This window comes from Micrococcus sp. 093350064-1, from assembly GCF_053627955.1.
This window is the reverse complement of sequence record NZ_JBSEYU010000004.1, coordinates 149,814-167,924: the sequence shown is the minus strand read 5'-3', so window position 1 is coordinate 167,924 and position 18,111 is coordinate 149,814. Positions and strand designations below refer to the sequence as shown.

At 72.5% G+C, this 18,111-nt stretch carries 16 protein-coding genes and 1 tRNA gene; 6 read left to right on the top strand and 11 right to left on the bottom strand.

Features of this window, described 5'->3' with window-relative positions:
* The 4 genes from ACUW6W_RS06190 to ACUW6W_RS06175 all read right to left on the bottom strand — a co-directional run bounded on the left by ACUW6W_RS06190 (position 1) and on the right by ACUW6W_RS06175 (position 4,891).
* Positions 1–993 (bottom strand): ABC transporter permease, encoded by a 993-nt coding sequence (locus ACUW6W_RS06190; protein ID WP_036341535.1) that lies wholly within the window; start codon positions 991–993, stop codon positions 1–3.
* Positions 990–1,994 carry an ABC transporter permease gene (locus tag ACUW6W_RS06185; protein ID WP_069941074.1) on the bottom strand — a complete coding sequence of 335 codons (1,005 nt, stop codon included), beginning with the start codon at positions 1,992–1,994 and terminating at the stop codon, positions 990–992. Before ACUW6W_RS06185 ends, ACUW6W_RS06190 begins: the two co-directional genes overlap by 4 nt.
* 136 nt (positions 1,995–2,130) lie before the next feature.
* The gene (locus ACUW6W_RS06180) at positions 2,131–3,813 is read right to left on the bottom strand and encodes an ABC transporter substrate-binding protein (protein ID WP_134377017.1); all 1,683 of its coding nucleotides are present in this window, start codon (positions 3,811–3,813) and stop codon (positions 2,131–2,133) included.
* A gap of 154 nt (positions 3,814–3,967) precedes the next feature.
* On the bottom strand, positions 3,968–4,891 hold the full coding sequence (locus ACUW6W_RS06175) for a glycerophosphodiester phosphodiesterase family protein (RefSeq protein ID WP_144819809.1): 924 nt from the start codon (positions 4,889–4,891) through the stop codon (positions 3,968–3,970).
* Between the two features lie 100 nt (positions 4,892–4,991).
* Between ACUW6W_RS06175 and ACUW6W_RS06170 the strand changes: the two genes are divergently transcribed.
* A complete protein-coding gene (locus ACUW6W_RS06170; RefSeq protein ID WP_454179966.1) occupies positions 4,992–6,269 on the top strand; it encodes a DUF445 domain-containing protein in 1,278 nt (425 codons plus the stop codon).
* 128 nt (positions 6,270–6,397) lie between these two features.
* Here ACUW6W_RS06170 and ACUW6W_RS06165 read toward each other — a convergent pair whose 3' ends face one another.
* The 3 genes from ACUW6W_RS06165 to ACUW6W_RS06155 form a co-directional block, all read right to left on the bottom strand.
* Positions 6,398–7,279, bottom strand: a complete 882-nt coding sequence (locus tag ACUW6W_RS06165) for a hypothetical protein (protein WP_122054879.1) — start codon at positions 7,277–7,279, stop codon at positions 6,398–6,400.
* Positions 7,280–7,312: 33 nt separating this feature from the next.
* Positions 7,313–8,038, bottom strand: coding sequence for an alpha/beta hydrolase (locus ACUW6W_RS06160; RefSeq protein WP_036383543.1), 726 nt, complete (start codon positions 8,036–8,038; stop codon positions 7,313–7,315).
* Between the two features lie 62 nt (positions 8,039–8,100).
* A tRNA-Lys gene (locus tag ACUW6W_RS06155) sits at positions 8,101–8,173 on the bottom strand.
* A 158-nt stretch (positions 8,174–8,331) separates the two neighbouring features.
* On the opposite strand from ACUW6W_RS06155, the gene ACUW6W_RS06150 reads away from it, so the two are divergent.
* The 3 genes from ACUW6W_RS06150 (at position 8,332) to ACUW6W_RS06140 (ending at position 10,813) form a co-directional block, all read left to right on the top strand.
* The gene (locus tag ACUW6W_RS06150) at positions 8,332–9,006 is read left to right on the top strand and encodes a hypothetical protein (protein WP_041103592.1); all 675 of its coding nucleotides are present in this window, start codon (positions 8,332–8,334) and stop codon (positions 9,004–9,006) included.
* A 139-nt stretch (positions 9,007–9,145) separates the two neighbouring features.
* Complete coding sequence (locus ACUW6W_RS06145; RefSeq protein WP_098471078.1) at positions 9,146–9,772, top strand: hypothetical protein; 627 nt, start codon at positions 9,146–9,148, stop codon at positions 9,770–9,772.
* Positions 9,773–9,787: 15 nt separating this feature from the next.
* Positions 9,788–10,813, top strand: a complete 1,026-nt coding sequence (locus ACUW6W_RS06140; RefSeq protein ID WP_041103591.1) for an inorganic phosphate transporter — start codon at positions 9,788–9,790, stop codon at positions 10,811–10,813.
* A 92-nt stretch (positions 10,814–10,905) separates the two neighbouring features.
* Here the strand turns inward: ACUW6W_RS06140 and pstB are convergent, their stop codons facing one another.
* The 4 genes from pstB to pstS all read right to left on the bottom strand — a co-directional run bounded on the left by pstB (position 10,906) and on the right by pstS (position 15,185).
* Entirely contained in the window at positions 10,906–11,685 is a 780-nt protein-coding gene (pstB, locus tag ACUW6W_RS06135; RefSeq protein ID WP_041103590.1) for a phosphate ABC transporter ATP-binding protein PstB, read from the bottom strand.
* An 86-nt stretch (positions 11,686–11,771) separates the two neighbouring features.
* The gene (gene pstA / locus ACUW6W_RS06130) at positions 11,772–12,953 is read right to left on the bottom strand and encodes a phosphate ABC transporter permease PstA (protein WP_036384203.1); all 1,182 of its coding nucleotides are present in this window, start codon (positions 12,951–12,953) and stop codon (positions 11,772–11,774) included.
* A 1-nt stretch (position 12,954) separates the two neighbouring features.
* Positions 12,955–13,911 (bottom strand): phosphate ABC transporter permease subunit PstC, encoded by a 957-nt coding sequence (pstC, locus tag ACUW6W_RS06125; RefSeq protein WP_044658633.1) that lies wholly within the window; start codon positions 13,909–13,911, stop codon positions 12,955–12,957.
* A gap of 134 nt (positions 13,912–14,045) precedes the next feature.
* Entirely contained in the window at positions 14,046–15,185 is a 1,140-nt protein-coding gene (gene pstS / locus ACUW6W_RS06120) for a phosphate ABC transporter substrate-binding protein PstS (protein ID WP_020624566.1), read from the bottom strand.
* A gap of 226 nt (positions 15,186–15,411) precedes the next feature.
* On the opposite strand from pstS, the gene ACUW6W_RS06115 reads away from it, so the two are divergent.
* Both ACUW6W_RS06115 and radA read left to right on the top strand, forming a co-directional pair.
* Complete coding sequence (locus ACUW6W_RS06115; RefSeq protein ID WP_069941088.1) at positions 15,412–16,581, top strand: FUSC family protein; 1,170 nt, start codon at positions 15,412–15,414, stop codon at positions 16,579–16,581.
* An 89-nt stretch (positions 16,582–16,670) separates the two neighbouring features.
* Positions 16,671–18,107, top strand: a complete 1,437-nt coding sequence (radA, locus tag ACUW6W_RS06110) for a DNA repair protein RadA (protein WP_206452209.1) — start codon at positions 16,671–16,673, stop codon at positions 18,105–18,107.
* The last annotated feature ends 4 nt before the right edge of the window (positions 18,108–18,111 follow it).

The window sequence follows — 18,111 nt, the reverse complement described above, 5'->3', positions numbered from 1 at the left end:
TCAGCGCCTCCGGGAGGTCGGGTCGAGGGCCTCGCGCAGGGACTCGCCCAGCAGGGTGAAGCCGAGCGCGGTGATGGCGATGCACAGGCCGGGCAGGAACGCGAGCCACGGGTTGATGCCCAGCTCGGCCTGCGCGTAGGTGAGCATGCGGCCCCACTCGGCGGTCTCGGGGCGGCCGCCGCCGAGGCCGAGGAAGGACAGGGCGGCCGCGTCGATCACGGCCGTGGCCAGGGTGAGCGTGGCCTGCACGATCACGGGGCCCAGCGAGTTCGGCAGCACGTGGGACATCGTGATCCGTCCGCGCGAGAGGCCGAGGGTCTGCGCCGCGAGCACGTAGTCCGACCCCTTCTGCGTGAGCATCGAGGACCGCAGCAGCCGCGCGAACACGGGCACCTGCGCCACCCCGATCGCGATCATCACCGCGAACGGGGTCTGTCCGAGGATCGCCGCGATGGACACCGCCAGCAGCAGGTTCGGCACCGAGAGCAGGATGTCCACGACGCGCATCACGACGGAGTCCACCCAGCCGCCGAACGTGCCGGCCAGCAGGCCGAGCAGCATGCCGCCGGCCAGGCCGAACGCCGTCGAGACGACGCCGATGAGCAGCGAGGCCTGCGCGCCCCAGATCAGCTTGGAGAGCACGTCCCCGCCGAAGCGGTCCAGGCCCAGCGGGTAGCCGGCCACCTCGCCGGGGCCGGGCACGTGGGTGGGGCGGATCTCGCGCATGCCGGGTGTGGCCGTGCCCGCGTACGGGGCCAGCACCGGGGCGAGGACGGCCACGAGCACGAAGAGCAGCACGATCACGGCGCCGGCGATCGCCGCCGGGTTGCGGCGCAGCCGCTGGAACGCGGCGCCCCACACGGAGGTGCCGCGGGTGTCCGCGGCGGCCTCGGTGGTCGCCTGGGTGGCCCCGGCCTCGACGGGCGCCAGCGCGTGCTCGACGGCGTGCTCGGTGGGTCCGCCGCCGGGGCTGGGGGGCAGGTTCACGCTCATGAGACACGCACCCTCGGGTCGATGAGGCCGTAGGAGACGTCCACGACCAGGTTGATCAGCGAGTAGAGCAGGGCGATGAAGATGATGAAGCCCTGCAGCACCGGGAAGTCGAGCTGGAAGATCGCCTGCGCGAGGAACCGGCCGATCCCGTTGAACGCGAACACCGTCTCGGTGAGCACCGCCCCGGAGATCAGCAGGCCCAGCTGCAGGCCGAGCGTGGTGCTCACCGGCAGCAGGGCGTTGCGCATGATGAACCGGTTTCGGATCAGGCGCGGGGCCAGGCCCTTGGCGCGGGCCGTGCGCACGAAGTCCGCGTCCTGCACGTCCAGCACGGAGGCACGGGTGATGCGCGCGATGATCGCCAGCGGGATGGTGCCCAGCGCGATGCCGGGCAGCACCAGGTGGGTCAGCGCGTTCAGGGCCGCGTCCCACTCCGCGGTGATGATGCCGTCCCACACGTAGAAGTTCGTGTAGTGGGTGGCGTCGATCCGCGGGTCCTGCCGGCCGTCCGTGGGCAGCCAGCCCAGCTTCACCGCGAACACCCACTTGAGGATGAACGCCAGGAAGAACACGGGCACCACCACGCCGACCAGGGACAGCACGACGGCGACGTCGTCCTGCCACCGGCCCACATGGCGGGCCGCCCAGTAGCCGAGCGGGATGCCGATGGCCACCGCGAACACGATCGCGAAGACCGAGAGCTCCAGCGTGGCCGGGAAGCGGTCCGCGAACTCCTCGACCACGGACCGGTTCGTCATGGTCGAGGTGCCGAAGTCGCCGCGCAGCAGCCGCCCCATGTAGGTGAGGTACTGCTCGAGCAGGGGCTTGTCGAAGCCGTACGCCGCGTTCACGCGGGCCACGGCCTCGGGGGTGGCGCGGTCGCCGAGCAGGGCGGTGGCGGGGCCGCCGGGCAGGCTGCGGACCCACACGAACAGCAGGACGGACAGTCCGAACAGGGTGGGGATCAGCAGCAGCAGGCGCTTGCCGATGAGTCTGAGCACGAGGGGCCTCCATGCCGGCGCGGGGGCCGGGCCGGTCGGTGCGAGGGACGGGCGGTGGCGGGCGGGCCGGCGACGACGGCGCCGGGGCGCGGCGCCGTCGTCGCCGGTGGGGCGGGTCGTCCCCGGCCCGCCGGGCTCACTCGGTCAGGTCGATCTCGTTGAAGACCTCGTCGTTGACCGGGCTCGCCGGGTAGGAGGCCACGCGCTTGTCGAAGGCCAGCGACGGGGCCGGGTGGGCGAGCGGGACCGCCGGGACGATCTCGGAGATCTGCTCGTTGATCTCCTGGTACTTCGGCGTCTGCTCCTCGAGCGTCGGGATCTGGCGGGCCTCCTCGAGGGCGGAGAACAGCTCCTCGTCGGTGAAGCCGAACTCGGGCTTCTCCTGGCCGAAGAACACGCCCACGAAGTTGTCCGTGTCGTTGTAGTCACCGGTCCAGCCGAGCAGGTGGATGCCGTGGTCCGAGGTGCCCTGCACCTGGTCGAGGTAGTCCGGGCTCCACTTGGCCGGCTTCGCGTTCACCGTGATGCCCACCTCGGCCAGCTGGCTCGAGAGGTTGGAGAACGCCTGCTCGGGGGTCGGCATGTACGGGCGCGAGACGCCGGTGGGGTAGTTGAAGTCGATCGTGAAGCCGTCCGGGTAGCCGGCCTCGGCGAGCAGCGCCTTGGCCTTGGCGGGGTCGTGCTCGTACGTGGTGACGTCCTCGCTGTACCCGTTCACGGACTTCGGGATGAACTGGGTGGCGGGCTCCGTGCCCTCGGGGAGGGTCTGCGCGATGAGGGCGTCCTTGTCGATCGCGTGGGCGATCGCCTGGCGCACCCTGACGTCCTGGAGCTCCTCCTTCTCCTGGTTCAGGCCCAGGTAGAGGATGGTGAACGGGTCGCGGGCCACCACGTTGAAGCCGGCCTCGGACAGCGCCGCGGTGTCCGCGGGGGCCACGAGGTCGTAGCCGTCGATGTCCCCGGCCTCGAGCGCCTGACGGCGGGCCACCGGGTCGTCGATCACGCGGAAGGTGATGTCCGTGACCTCGCCGCCCTCGCCCCAGTAGTCCTCGTTGGCGGTGAGCTTGACGTCCTCGCCCACGCTCCAGGACTCGAACTTGTAGGGGCCGGTGCCGGTGGGGTGTGCCCGGGCGTACTCGGACATCTGGGGCGACTCGGCGGTGCCGCCGACCTCGTCCGCCTTGTACTCCTCGAGCGCCTTCGGCGACTGCATGGCGAAGGCCGGCAGGGACAGGGAGGAGATGAAGCCCGCGAACGGCTGCGCCAGCGTGATCTTCACCTCGTGCTCGCCGGTGGCCTCGCACTCCTTGTAGACGGCGTCCTCGGGCTTGTCCGCGAAGCCGCGGAACAGCTTGCCGTAGTAGTACGAGAGGGTCTCCGACTGCTGGATGCCCGTGAAGTTGTACCAGCGGTCGAAGTTGGCGCACACGGCCTCCCCGTTGAACGGCTCGCCGTCGTGGAAGGTCACGCCCTCCTTCAGCTGGAACGTGTGGGTCAGGCCGTCCTCCGAGGACTCCCAGGACTCGGCCAGCAGCGGCGCGGGGTCCGCGGTGCCCGGCTTCGTGCCCACGAGGCCCTCGAAGATCTGACGGGAGACCCGGAACGTCTCGCCATCGCTCGCGAACGCCGGATCGAGGCTCTTGGGGTCGGAGGAGGCGGCGAAGATGAACGAGCCGTCCACTTGGGCGGCGTCGCCCCCGCCCGAGCCGCCGGAGCCGCCGCCGTCGCGCTGGCTCTGGGCGCAGCCGGTGACGAGCAGGGCGCCGGCCGCGGTGAGCGCGGCGGCGGACAGGAGTCGGTGACGCAGACGGGTGGCCATGGGGGCTCCTCCGGGAGAGGTCTCAGCCGAGACGCGGGTGCGAGGGGACCGCGCCGTCGGGTGTGACCTCGGGCACGCTCCTGGACGTGACTATAGCCACAAGCGCGGGCAGGAACGCAACGCAGGCCGCGTCTGCGCGTGCGGCACGGCGCCCTCAGGCCCCGGTGGGCACCCGCTCGCGACGCGCGGCGGCCCGCTCGCGGACCCAGCGCAGCACGTCCTCCGGACGGTTGGTGGTGAGCTCCTGCACCCCCTGGGCGAGGAGGAAATCGGCGTCCTCGCGCTCGTCGACGGTCCACACCCGCAGCCGCCGCCCCGCCGCCAGCCACGCCTTCACGTCCGCCAGGTGCTCCCGCACGTAGGCCACGGAGGGCCCCGCCATCCCGGCCCGGCCGCGCCAGACGAGCGCCTCGGACCCCGCCAGCGACTGACGCGCCGCCGCACGCACCGCCGCCCGGCTCAGCGGCCCCCGCGCGAGCCGGGTCGGCAGCTCCGTCGGCATGAGGTCCATCAGGGGGCAGAGGGGGTCCGTGCCGGCCAGCGGCGCCACGTGGCGCAGCGCGTCCGGATGGAAGCTCATGAGGGACACCTGCACCTGACCCAGTCGGCCGGTCTCCGGGTCCCAACCGGCCCGCAGCAGCTCCCGCAGCACCCGCTCCTCGAGCTCATGCCCGAACGGGGAGGGGTGCTTGAGCTCCACGGCCAGGCGCAGCGGCCGGTCCGCGGCCGCCGCGATCGCCAGGAGGTCGGCCAGGGTGAGCACCTGCTCCCCCGCGCCGCCGTACACGGCGGGCGGCGCCGTCGTCGTGGTGGGCTCGGCCCCCGGGCGCCGGGCGTGCCACGAGACGACGTCGAGGCCGCGCAGACGCTCGAGCGTGTGGTCCGCGACGGCGCCGCGCCCGTCCGAGGTGCGGTCCACGGTGGGGTCGTGCCAGCAGACGACCTCGCGGTCCCGCGTGAGCTGGACGTCGCATTCGAGACCGTCCGCGCCCACGGCGAGGGCGTGGAGCATGGCGGCGCGGGTGTGCTCGGGGAAGGCGGCGGAGGCACCGCGGTGGGCGATCACGAGGGCGGACACGCCGCCAGGCTAGGGAGCGCCTGTGCCGGCCACGTCACCGCAGGGTGCCCGGCTGGTTAACTGGTGGGGACCATTCGGTGCACGCGATCAGGAGCCTGCCGTGTCCTTCTCCCCCGACCCCGCCCAGCAGCTGCTCAGCGCCGGCGCCCTCGAACGCGCGGCGGGCCTGCGGCGCATGAAGGCCGTCGCCCTGGGCCTGCTCATCCTGCTGGCCGTGGTGTTCGTGGTCGCGTTCCCGTTGCAGGACGCCCACCCGGTGTGGGGCTACGTGCGCGCCGCCGCGGAGGGCGGCATGGTCGGCGCGCTGGCGGACTGGTTCGCGGTCACGGCGCTGTTCCGCCACCCGATGGGGGTGCCCGTGCCGCACACCGCCCTGATCCCGCGGAAGAAGGACCAGCTCGGCGCCGCGCTGACCGAGTTCGTGCAGGAGAACTTCCTGGACTCGGAGGTCGCCCACGAGAAGGTCGACGGATTGAAGGTGGCCGAGGCCGCCGGCGGCTGGCTGCGCCGTGAGGAGAACGCGGCCCGCACCGCCCGGGAGATCGCGACGGCGGCCCGGGGCGCCATGGCCGCGGCTGACGACGACGCCGTCCAGGAGCTGCTGCGCCAGCTGATGGAACGCCACATGGTGGCCCCGGACTGGTCCCCCACGCTCGCGGGCGTGCTGGAGGACGTGGTGGCCGGCCGGCACCACGAGCGCGTGGTGGACCTCGTGGTCGCCCACACCGGGGACTGGGTGGCCGCCCACCCCGAGCTGTTCGTCGAGACGGTGCGCCGCCGCTCCCCCGAGTGGAGCCCGGACCTCGTGGACCGCCTCCTCGCCGAGCGACTGCACGCCGAGACCCTCAGATACCTCGCCGGCATCCGCCGCGACCGGCAGCACGAGGCCCGCCGCGCCGTCGACGACTGGCTCGACCGCCTCGCCGACGAGATGCGGAACGAGCCGGCCACCCGCGCCTCGGTGGAACGGTTCAAGCGGAACCTGTTCGCGGACGAACGGCTGCGCGCGTGGGCCGGGCGGGCCTGGGTCTCCCTGCGGGACTCGCTCCTGGATGCGCTCGAGGACCCGTCCTCCGACCTGCATCGCGCGCTCGTGGCCGCCCTGCGCGACCTCGGCGCCCGCCTGCAGGAGGACCCCGAGCTGCGCGACCGCGTGGACGGCCACGCCCGCCGCGCCGCGGCGTATGCGCTGAGCTCCTACGGCCCGGCGCTCACCGGGGTGATCGAGGAGACGGTCGCCCGCTGGGACGGCGAGCAGACCGCGCGCACCCTCGAGCTGTTCGTGGGCAAGGACCTGCAGTTCATCCGCATCAACGGCTCGATCGTCGGTGCGCTCGCGGGCCTGGCGATCCACGGGGTGGCCACGCTGTTCCTCTGAGCCGCCGCCCCTACCCCGCACTTTCGAACGTGAAATGGGGCGAATGGGCGCTTTCGAGCGTGAGATAGGCCCTCTCTCACGTTCGAAAGCGCGGGGACGGGGGCGATGGACGCGCGGGGGCGAGGCCGTCAGGCGGCCGGCTTGTCCTTCTCGTCCTTGCCGCCGGGCAGGGCGCGACGGATCGCGCCGAAGACGCCGCCGTAGTCCTTGGTGCCCTCCGACTCCCCCGCGGCGCGCCCCTGTGCGGCGCCCTCGCGGATCTCGCCGGGGATCACCATCGGCAGGGGGCCGAAGAGCTCCGCGGCGTTCTCCATCACGGCCTTGCCCATGGCGCGGTTGCCCACGCCGCCGATCACGGCGCCCACGCCGAACGGCACGGCGCGGCCCACGAAGCCGGCACCCTGCCGCAGGAGCATCTTGCGCATGAACGTCCTCTTGAGGCGATCCACCACGAACGCGCTGATGCCGGTGCCCGATGCGGTGCCCGCGAGCGCGTTGAGGCTGGACTGCGGGTCGTAGGGACGGCCGGCCTTGGCGGCGGCCTCGCGGAGCAGCTCCTTGGCGTCGTCGCCGAGCATGAGGCCCATGACGAGGGCCTGGGCGCGCTGCGGGTCCTGCGTGGTGATGCCGTGCAGCTCGGCGAGGGACTGCGCGTAGAGGGCGGTGGCCTCCATGAAGCCGGCGACCGCGGCACCGGACAGGCCGAGCGCGGCCACGGTGCCGATGCCCGGGACGATCGCGGTGCCGCCCACGGCGGCACCGGCCCCCGTGACGGTGGTCAGGTACTGCTGCCCGAGCCGCTCGGCGAGACGCTCCGGGCTCTCCCCCGGGTGCTTCGCCGCCATGCGCTGGATGTTCTTCAGGACCAGGGGGCGCTGGACCGCCAACACCGTGGAGAGGGCCTTCTCGAAGCCCTCCGTGGGCTCGCCGTTCTCATCGAGTGCCGACTTCAGCCCGAAGTCCTTCACCTTCCCGGACGCGTACCGGCCGATCGTCGAGTTCTTTGCCATGCGCGCCACAGTATCGGCGCGCGACCCCCGCGGTCAGGACCCGGGCGTCGCCGCGCGCAGGGAGTGCTCGAGGAAGATGCGCACGTCACGGACCTCGTCGGGGCCGGTCCCGTGCAAGATCCCGGGGTAGGTGCGCACGGTCAGGCGGGTGTGCTCCTCGGCCCACGCGCGGGTGTGGGCGACGGCGTCCGGATGGATCACGGGATCCTCGGCGTCCCGGCCCCAGAAGAACGGGCGCGGGCCCGGTCCCTCGGCCGGGGAGTCGAGCATGGCCAGCAGCTCGTTGTCGACGGCGAAGCCGCTCAGGCCCACACCGCAGGTGAACGCCTCGGGGCGCAGACGCAGGACCGTCGTCGCCATGGCCATGCCCTGGGAGAAGCCGAGCACCGAGACCGTGCGGAAGCCGGCCGCCACGACCTCCTCGGCGGAGAGCACGTCGAACACGCGGTGGGCGGCGGCGAGCACCTGGGCGAAGTCGGACTGCAGCAGCAGGTCGAGCAGGAACCAGCCGTGCGCGCCGGGGTCGCCCGGGCCTTCGGAGGCCGTCTCGTCGATCTCGAAGCCGCCGCGCACCGCCAGGCCGGTGCACCGCTCCGGGAGCATCGGGAAGTGGCGGCGCGCCGCGCGGACCTCGTTGGAGCCGTAGCCGTGGAACACGAGCACCAGGTCCGTGCCCGCGCGCTCCGCCGGCGGGCGCGACCACACCACGCTGTGGCCGGAGCTGATCGTCTCGGTGACTGGTGCGGGCGTGGGGCTCATGGCTCCATCCTAGGGAGAGGCCCCTGACCGGGCGTCATGCCTGGTCAGGGGCCGCTCTCCGGTGGGCCCTGCGGGGATCGAACCCGCGACCGGCGGATTAAAAGTCCGATGCTCTGCCAGCTGAGCTAAAGGCCCCCACCCGCGGCCGACGACGACGGCGCGCGGCCGACGACGGCGACCCTCACGGGTGCCCTCCGATGGTAGCCCAGGCGTCCGGGGCACTACCGTGGACGGGGCCGCCGCCTCCGGCGACCACATCCCCACCCCGATGCGCCCTCGAAGGGAGCCCGCCCATGGCACGTCACCGCCTGCCCGCCGGCCGCGGCGCCAGCTCGAGCGCCTCGGGCGTGCTGCGCCCCCACCGGCCCCGCCTCTCGGAACCGCAGGAGCTCACGCACTTCGCCGGCGGCGAAGACCCGCAGGAAGTGGCCGCGGCGGCCTCGCGCCTGGCCCACGCCCTCGTGGCCGGCGGCCGCGCGGAGGAGGACCCGGCCATCGTCGAGCGGCTGGTCGGGCTGGTCCGCGAGCTGGGCGTCGAGACGCTCGCCGAGCTGTGGGCGGACGCCCCGCCCGTCTCGCTCGCCGGCGCCCTGTGGCGCCTGTACGCGCTCCAGGAGGCGACGACCCGCGACGGCGAGCGCTGGGCCGCCTGGTACCGCGCCGGGCATGCCGCCTACGCCTCGCGCGTCGTGGCGGGCGCCGTCGAGCCGCCGGGGCCGGCCGAGCTGCGCCGCCTCACGGACACGATCCTCACGGGCGCCTACCGCTCCGAGATCGACGTCGCGTTCGAGCGCGCCGCGGCCTACGCCCGCGTCGTGGCTCTGGGCCAGGTCGAGCACGCCGAGGGCTCCGAGGCCGCCGCCCCGGACCGCGCCGCCGCCCTCACCCGCCGGGCCGCGCGCCTGGTCAGCACCGCCGACGCCCTGGAGGCGGCGGGTCGAGCGTTTCGGGACGGATCGCTAGACTGATGGGGACGGCGCCGGGCCGCTGGTAACCCCGGGCTCCAACACATAGCCGCTGCGAGCGGCCTTCCGCCGAGAGGCGTTCCCGGTCCGGCGTCGTCGTCGACCCCTTCGCCACCCGTCGACGAGAGAGCGACCGCTGCCCATGTCCCCCCGCATGCCCTGGCTCGTCACGCGCGACACCCCGGCGCTGCGCCACATGGCGGACCTCGCCGAGGCCCTGCACCGGGCGGTGCACCTGGTGGCCCAGGTCGCGGGGACCCGCGGACCCGAGGCGGACCGTGCCGCCCGTGAGCTCGAGGAGCTCGACTCGTCCTCGAGCGCCACCCTCATGGCCTTCCTCACCGCGCTGCGCAGCGCCTACGTGACTCCGCTGCCCCGTCAGGACCTCTACCGGCTGGCCAGCGGCGTGCACGCGGCCACCCGGCGCGTCGTGTCGGCGGGCGTGCTGATCCAACGGGCCGACCTCGAGGAGCTGCCGACGCACGCCCTCGACGTCCTCGAGACCGTGGGTCGTCAGGCCGAGCTGCTCGCCCGCGGCGCCGCCGAGATGCGCGACCTCGACGCCCTGGAGGCCACGTGGATGCAGCTGCTGCGCGCCTCCCGCCGCACGGAGCGGATCATGGTCGAGTGGCTCGCCGATCTCGGCATGGACCTGCTGCAGCGCGACTACAACCGCCAGCGCGAGGTCGCCTGGGCGCTGCACGCGGCGCTCGAGGCCCTCTCCCGCGTGAACATGGACCTGGGCATGGTGCTCGTCCGTGAGTCCTGAGCCGGTGGAGGCGCCGTGACCGCGGGGCTCGCCGTCGTCCTCGTGCTGCTGTGCGCCGTCGGCGCGCTGATGGGGTTCCGTGACGCCCCCAACGCCGCGGCGCTGCCTGTCCGGTACCGGGCGCTGACACCGCGCGGGGCCCTCCTCCTGACCGGAGCGGTCAACACCGTGGGCGCGCTGCTGGGCATCGGGCTCATCACGCTGAGCGTGCACTACTTCACCTCGCCCGCGGTGCGCAGCGAGATCGGCCCCCTGGCCGTGGGCGTGTCCTGCGCGGTGACCCTCGTGTGGGGTCTGCTGCTGTGGTGGCGGCGCCTGCCCGGCTCCAGCACGCACGCGCTGATCTCCGCGCTGGCGGGCAGCCACCTCGCCGTGCGCCTGAGCCTGCACATCGACGTCGCCCACACCATCTTCGACCTCGTCCGCGCCGAGGTGCTGCTCAGCCTGCTGCTCTCGCCCCTGATCGCGTGGGCGCTCGCCCGCCTGCTCACCGCGCCCGCCACGCGGCTCGCCACCCGCGGCACCACGGTCAACGTCCAGCACCGGGCCCGCGTCGCGTTGGGCATCTCCGCCAGCGCCATGGCCATGGGCCACGGCCTGCAGGCCGGTCAGCGCATGGGGGTGCTGTGGGCCGCCGTGCTGGTGGGGTCCGGGTCCGTCCTGGCGCCGGACGCCCTGACGGCCGAGTTCGTGGGGGGCGCGTTCCTGTTCGCCCTCGCGGTCGGGCTCGGCACGCTAGGCGGCGCCTGGCGGATCGCCTGGACCCTCACCGAGCGTCTCGTGCGCCTCGACCCCCTGCGGGCGTCCGTGGCCGCCGTCATCCCCGCGGGCCTGCTGTTCGTCGGATCCCTGGTGTTCCACCTGCCCCTGTCCTCCACCCACACGGCGACGGCGGCCATCGTGGGCGCCGGCCAGACGCAGACCTACGCGTCCGTGCGCTGGCCCACCGTGCTGCGCGTGGTCGGCTGGTGGCTGCTCACGCCGGTGGCCTGCGCCCTCCTCGGCCTCCTCGGCACGCTGGCCCTCCTCCCGCTGGCCTGAGGCCGCGCCCGACGACGACGCCCGGCCCCGCAGACGCCGCGACCCCGCCCGGCGTGCGGCCGGACGGGGTCGGGGACGGAGCGCGGGGCGGCTCAGCCGAAACGGCCGGAGACGTAGTCCTCGGTCTGCTGGCTCGAGGGGTTGTTGAAGATGACGTTGGTGTCGTCGTACTCGATCAGCTTGCCGGGCTTGCCGACGCCCTGGATGTTGAAGAACGCGGTCTTGTCCGCCACGCGCGCGGCCTGCTGCATGTTGTGCGTGACGATGATGACCGTGTACTCCTCCTTGAGCTCGTTGATCAGGTCCTCGACGGCGAGGGTGGAGATCGGGTCGAGCGCGGAGCAGGGCTCGTCCATGAGGATCACGTCGGGCTGCACCGCGATGGAGCGGGCGATGCACAGACGCTGCTGCTGACCGCCGGAGAGGCCGGAGCCGGGCTTGTCGAGGCGGTCCTTGACCTCGTTCCACAGGTTGGCGCCGCGCAGGGACTTCTCCACGAGCTCGTCCGCACGGGACTTGTTCAGGCGGGTGCCGTTGAGCTTGTAGCCGGCCAGCACGTTGTCGCGGATGGACATCGTGGGGAACGGGTTCGGGCGCTGGAAGACCATGCCGATCTGGGAACGGACGCGGACCGGGTCCACACCGGGCCCGTAGATGTCCTCGCCGTCGAGCAGGAGCTGGCCGTCCACGGTGGCGCCGGGGAGCACCTCGTGCATGCGGTTGATGCTGCGCAGGAAGGTGGTCTTGCCGCAGCCGGAGGGGCCGATGAAGGCAGTGACGGAGCGGGGGGCGATGTCGATGTTGACGCCCTCGACGGCCTTGAACTTGCCGTAGAAGACATCGACGTCGACGGCCTGGATGCGCTTGGACATGAGTGGTTCTGTTCCTTCGTGGAAGTCTCTGGGGGGGTGCGACGGGGTCGGGGCCGGCCGCCCGGGGGATTCCGGGCGGCCGGGCCTCACCGGCCCTTCTTGGGGGCGAACGCCTTGGCGATGAACCGTGCCGCCAGGTTGAGCAGCATGACGATGGTGACGAGCAGCAGGGCGGCTGCCCAGGCGCGGGCGGTCGAGGGGTCCGCCGCCGTAGGCGAGGTCGGGGCGACCAGCTGGCGGTAGATGTACACCGGCAGCGCGGTCATCCAGTTGTCGAACGGGTTCCAGTTGATGCTGGTGGCGAAGCCGGCCGTCACGAGGATCGGCGCGGTCTCGCCCGCCACGCGGGCGATGGCCAGGGTGACGCCGGAGGCGATGCCGGAGATCGCGGTGGGCAGGACCACCTTGGCGATGGTCTGCCACTTGCGCACGCCGAGGGCGTAGGCGCCCTCGCGCAGCTCGTTGGGCACCACACGGAGCATCTCCTCCGTGGATCGCACGACCACGGGGATCATGAGCACCGAGAGCGCGATCGCGGCCGTGAGACCCATCTGCACGGACTGCAGTGCGGTGGACTTGCTGCCGGTGACCAGGGTCAGGACCCACGTGATCGCGGCGTAGGCGAAGAGGCCGGCCACGATCGAGGGGATGCCGGTCATGACGTCCACGAAGAACACGATGGCGCGGGAGAACCAGCCGCCGCGGCTGTACTCCACCAGGTAGATGGAGGTGAGCATGCCGATCGGCACGGAGATCAGGGTCGCGATGATCGTGATCACGACGGTGCCGATCAGGGCGTGGCCGAAACCGCCCGCGAGCCCGCCGGCGGGCTTGCCGTCCTCCACCCACGCCGAGTCGTCGATGCCGGTGATGCCCTTCATGTCGTACGCCATGATCTGCGGGTTGGCGATCAGGGTCGGCAGACCGGCGGAGAGGACCGACCACAGCACGGAGACCAGCGGCACCAGGGCCACGAGGAACGCCAGCCACACGAGGTTGCGGCACAGGCCGTCTGCGGCGCGGCGCCGGTTCTCCATCACGCGGGTGGCCACGTAGAGCCCCGCGATGTAGAGGATGGCGGCGATGATCACGAAACCGACGACGTTGAAGGCGCCGCTGAGCAGCACGGTCAGGCCGGCGGCGACGACGGCCGCGGCAGCTGCGACGGCCATCCAGGTCCAGCCGGGCTTCTGACCCTCGGTCAGGGAGTGACGCCGCGGCGTCACGCTGTCCTCGGTGGCCCGGGGAGAAGTCGAGACAGTGCTCATGTCAGTTGGCTCCCGAGAATTCCTTGTGCTTGTTCACGATCGCGCGGGCGATCATGTTCACCGCCAGGGTGATGATGAAGAGCATGAGACCGGCAGCGATCAGCTCGTGCAGGCGCATGTTGAACGCCTCGGGGAAGTTGAGCGCGATCTCCGACGGGATCGTCTGGTTCCTGCCGGACTCCACGAGCGACCAGGAGAAGACGCCGCCGGAGAGCACCATGGTGACCGCCATGGTCTCGCCGAGCGCGCGGCCGAGGCCGAGCATGATCGAGGAGACGATGCCGGCCCGGGCGAACGGGAACACGGTCATCTTGATCATCTCCCAGCGCGTGGCGCCGAGGCCGAGCGCGGCCTCCTCGTGGAGCTTCGGGGTCTGGGTGAAGATCTCACGGCAGAGCGCGGTGATGATCGGCAGAACCATCACGGCCAGCACGACGCCCGAGGTCAGCAGGGTGCGGCCCGTGGTGGTGGCCGAGCCGCCGAAGAACGGGATGAAGCCCAGGTTCTCGTTGAGCCAGCCGTAGATCGGCACCATCAGCGGAGCGAGCGTCAGCCAGCCCCACACGCCGTAGACCACGGAGGGGATCGCGGCCAGCAGATCGATCACGAAGCCCACCGACTGCGCGATGCGCGGGGGCGCATAGTGCGAGATGAACAGGGCGACACCGATCGCGACCGGGGTGGCGATGAGCAGAGCGATGATCGACACCATCACGGTGCCGGCCATGAGCGGCCACACGTACTGGAAGAAGGAGTCCGCAGACACGAGCTCCGCGCCCGGCTGCAGGGCAGGCCATGCCTCCGTCAGGAGGAAGACCGCCACGAAGGCGAGCACGAGCAGGATCAGGACGGCGGCCGCAAGGGCCCCGCCGGAGAGGAGCTTGTCTCCGGCGGCTCCGCGGCGGGGGCCGCGCAGGCTGGACGGCTTCGGTGCCGCCTCGTTGGTGGTTGAGGACACAGTGCCTTCCCTCAGATCGACGTGCGTGGTGATGGACGGGCCGCGACGAACGAGAGCCCTGACGCGGCTTCAGCCGCCGGGCCCGTGGGGCCCGGCGGCCGAAGCGGCGGTGGGTCAGCCGACAAGAAGCGACATCAGCCCTTGACCGAGATGGCCTCGATGCGCTCCATGGCCTTCTTGCGGGTGTCCTCGGAGATCGGGGCGTTGCCCGCGGACTCCTCGGCGGTCTTCTGACCGTCCTCGGACACGACGTACTCGGCGAAGGCCTTGACCTGGTCCACGGTCTCCTGCGACTCGTACTGGTTGCAGTAGATGTGGTAGGAGACCAACACGACGGGGTACACGCCGGACTCGTCGGTGGCGCGGTCGAGCTCGATCGAGCCGTCCTCCTTGGCCTCGGACTTCTCGACGGTCGCGGCCGCGGCCTCGGCGGAGTACTTCACGTACTCCTCGCCGACCTTCACGGACACGGTGCCCAGCTCGCCCACGGCGGAGGCGTCGGCGTAGGTGATGGCGCCCTCGGTCTGGGAGGCCAGGCCCACGACACCCTTGGTGCCCTGGGCCGACTCGGCGGTGATGTCGGACGGCCAGGTCTCGACCTCGTCGTAGGACCAGGCATCGCCGGCGGCCTCGGTGAGGTAGGCGGTGAAGTTCTCGGTGGTGCCCGAGTCGTCGGAACGGTGCACGACGGTGATCGGGGTGTCGGGCAGCTCGACGCCCTCGTTCTGCGCGGCGATGGCCTCGTCGTTCCAGTTCTTGATCTCGCCGGAGAACACCTTGGCGATGGTCTCGGCGTCCATCTTGACCTCATCGACGCCCGGCAGGTTGTAGGCCACGGCGATCGGGGAGATGTAGGCCGGCACGTGGAACGCACCCTCGTCGCCGCAGTTCTCCTTGGCGGACTCAGCCTCCTCCTCCTTGAGGGCGGCGTCGGAGCCGGCGAAGGAGGTGGCGCCGGCGAGGAACTTCTCACGACCGGCACCGGAGCCGTCCGGGGAGTACTGCACGGTCAGGTTCGGAGCGATCTCGGTGACACCCTGGGTCCAGGCGGTCATGGCCGCCTCCTGCGAGGAGGCGCCGGCGCCGACCAGGTTGCCCTGGACCTCGGAGGTGGTGCCCTGCTCGCCGCCGGCGGAGCCGGAGGCATGCTCGCCGCCGGCGGAGCCGGAGGCATCGGAGCCGCCGTTGCCGCTGTCCGCGGAGGAGCAGGCGGTCAGGGCGATGGCGGCCACGGACAGGAGGGCGGCGGAGCGGCCGAAGCGGTGAGCCTTCACGAAGAGCCTCTTTCAATCGGATGACGACGGTGAGGGCAGAGCGTCCGGCTGGCCCGGTTCTGCACCGCACCCGACCGTACGGTCCAGAGGTGAATCGAGTGCTCGGCCGGGGTGAACAGATGGTGAACGGGAGCGGCATTCGCAGGAATGATCTGTGCCGTGGGCCACAATGCTTGGTTGAGCCTCGCACGGCGGGGGCACCGCGGCGTCGGACTAGGCTGGCCGCATGACGGACCGCTTCGCCACCGCCACGGGCACGGTGCCGATGGTCGACCCCCAGACCCGCGGGGAACGTCTCGGCCGCTTCCTGCGTCGGCGCGCCCGTGCGGGCTGGTCCCGCGTCCGCTCCTCCGTGGGCCAGGCCGCCCTCGTCGCTGTCTGCGCGGTGGGCGCCTACTGGTTCGCGGAGGCCGTCCTGGGCCACCAGCAGCCCCTGTTCGCCTCCACCGCCCTACTGATCGCCCTCGGCTTCCAACGGGAGCCGAAGCTGCGCAAGGTGGCCGAGGTCGCCGTCGGCTGCACCGTCGGCATCCTGATCGGGGACCTGCTCATGGTCGGGCTCGGCCGCGGCCTGTGGCAGGCCTCGGTGGTCCTGTTCGTGTCCGTGATGGTGGCCCGGTTCCTGGACTCCGGCGCCACGTTCACGATGCAGATGTCCCTGCAGTCCGTCCTCGTGGTCCTCCTGCCCACCGGCACGGGAGGGCCGTTCGTCCGCAGCCAGGACGCGATCGTGGGCGGCGTCCTGGCCCTGCTCGTCACGTTCCTCTCGCCCCAGGACGTGCGCCGTCCCGCGGTGCGTCAGCTGGGTGGACTCTACGACTCGATCGCCACGGTGCTGCGCGACCTCTCCCGGGCCCTGCGGGAGAACGACTCCCGCACCGCCTGGATGGCGCTCGTGGCCAGCCGCGGCACGCACACCACGCTGGAGGCGCTGCGCAAGGAGCTGCGCGTCACGCATGAGCAGACCGTGTTCAACCCGCTGCACCGCTCCTCGCGCTCCTTCGTGGAGGACGCGGTGAACGCGGCGGACCGCTCGGACCTGGCGGTGCGCTCCCTGCGGATCGTGGCCCGGCGGGTGGTCTCGGTCCTGGACGAGGGTGTGTTCGACGACGACGACCGCGAGCGCCTGGCAGCCTGGTTCGACGACGCCGCGGACGCCGTCGAGATCCTGCACCGCTCCCTCGTGGAGCCGCAGGCCGAGGGCCGCCATCGCTCGCTGTCCGTGGCGCGGGACGCCCTGGGGGCGTCCGCGTCCGCGCTGGACCCGCACCAGCTGGGCGGCGGGTCCGTGCACGGCGAGGCGCTCGTGATGCTGCTGCGGCCCATGATGGTGGACCTCATCGAGGCCACGGGCGCCGAGCACGACGAGGCGCGCGGCTACCTGCCCCGCGTCTGAGCCCGACGGCGGCGCACGGCCCCGGCGGCCGACGTCGGACCGCGCGCGGTGCCGGCTAACGCGTCCGCCTCGGCTCCTAGAGTGGGCGCATGGCCACCAAGACCGCCCCGAAGCGTGCCCCCGGATACCGCTGCACCGAGTGCGGCTGGACCACCGTGAAGTGGGTCGGCCGCTGCGGGGAGTGCCAGTCGTGGGGCACGGTCGAGGAGATCGGCCTGACGTCCACCACCGGCCGCACGCGCGCGGCCACGGTCGCGGAGGTCGCGCCGCGCATCGCGGACGTGGACGCCACGCTGGCCTCGTTCCGCTCCACGGGGGTGCGCGAGCTGGACCGTGTGCTCGGCGGCGGCCTCGTGCCGGGCGCGGTGATCCTGCTGGCCGGCGAGCCGGGCATCGGCAAGTCCACGCTGCTGCTGGACGTGGCCGCCCAGACGGCCCGCGGCGCGGGCGGCGGCGGTCCGCGCTCGGTGCTGTACCTGACGGGCGAGGAGTCGGCGGCGCAGGTGCGCTCCCGCGCAGACCGGATCGGGGCGATCGCGGACACCCTGCGTCTGACGGCGGAGACGGACCTGGGCCGGGCACTGGGGCAGATCGAGCGGACGGACCCGGAGCTGGTGATCGTGGACTCCGTGCAGACCCTGCAGTCCACCGAGGTGGACGGGATCGCCGGGGGCGTCAGCCAGGTGCGCGAGGTGGCGGCCAGCCTCATCCGCACGGCCAAGGAGAAGGGGATCACCACGGTCCTGGTGGGCCACGTGACGAAGGACGGGACCATCGCCGGCCCGCGGCTGCTCGAGCACCTCGTGGACGTGGTCTGCCAGTTCGAGGGGGACCGCCACTCACGGCTGCGCCTGGTGCGTGCGGTGAAGAACCGCTTCGGGCCCACGGACGAGGTCGGCTGCTTCGACCTGCGGGAGGACGGCATCGAGTCCCTGGACGACCCCTCCGGTCTGTTCCTCTCGGGCGTCTCGGAGCCGGTCGAGGGCACGTGCGTGACGGTGACGCTCGAGGGCCGGCGCCCGCTCGTGGCCGAGGTGCAGTCCCTGCTCACCCCGTCCGCCGGCGGCAGCCCGCGCCGCACCGTCTCCGGCGTGGACGCGGCGCGCGTGAACATGCTCCTGGCCGTGCTCCAGCGCCGGGCCCGTTTCGCCCTCGCCCAGGACGACTGCTACGTGGCCACCGTGGGCGGCGTGCGACTCTCGGAGCCCGCCTCGGACCTGGCCGTGGCCGTCGCCGTGGCCTCGGCGAAGCTCTCGGCCCCCGTCCCGCAGGGGATGATCGCGGTCGGCGAGCTCGGGCTTGCCGGGGAGGTGCGCCCCGTGCCCGGCATCGGGCGACGGGTGCGTGAGGCTGCGCGGCTGGGCTTCACCCGCGCGCTGGTCCCCCGCTCCCCCGAGCCGCTCGGGGAGGTCCCGGCGGGCTTCACGGTGGCGGAGGTCGGCTCGATCGGCGAGGCCCTCGCCACGATCCCCACGTGGACCGGCGGCGGCCCGGCCGCGCGTCCGGAGGTCGGCCCCGGCCGCTGACGAC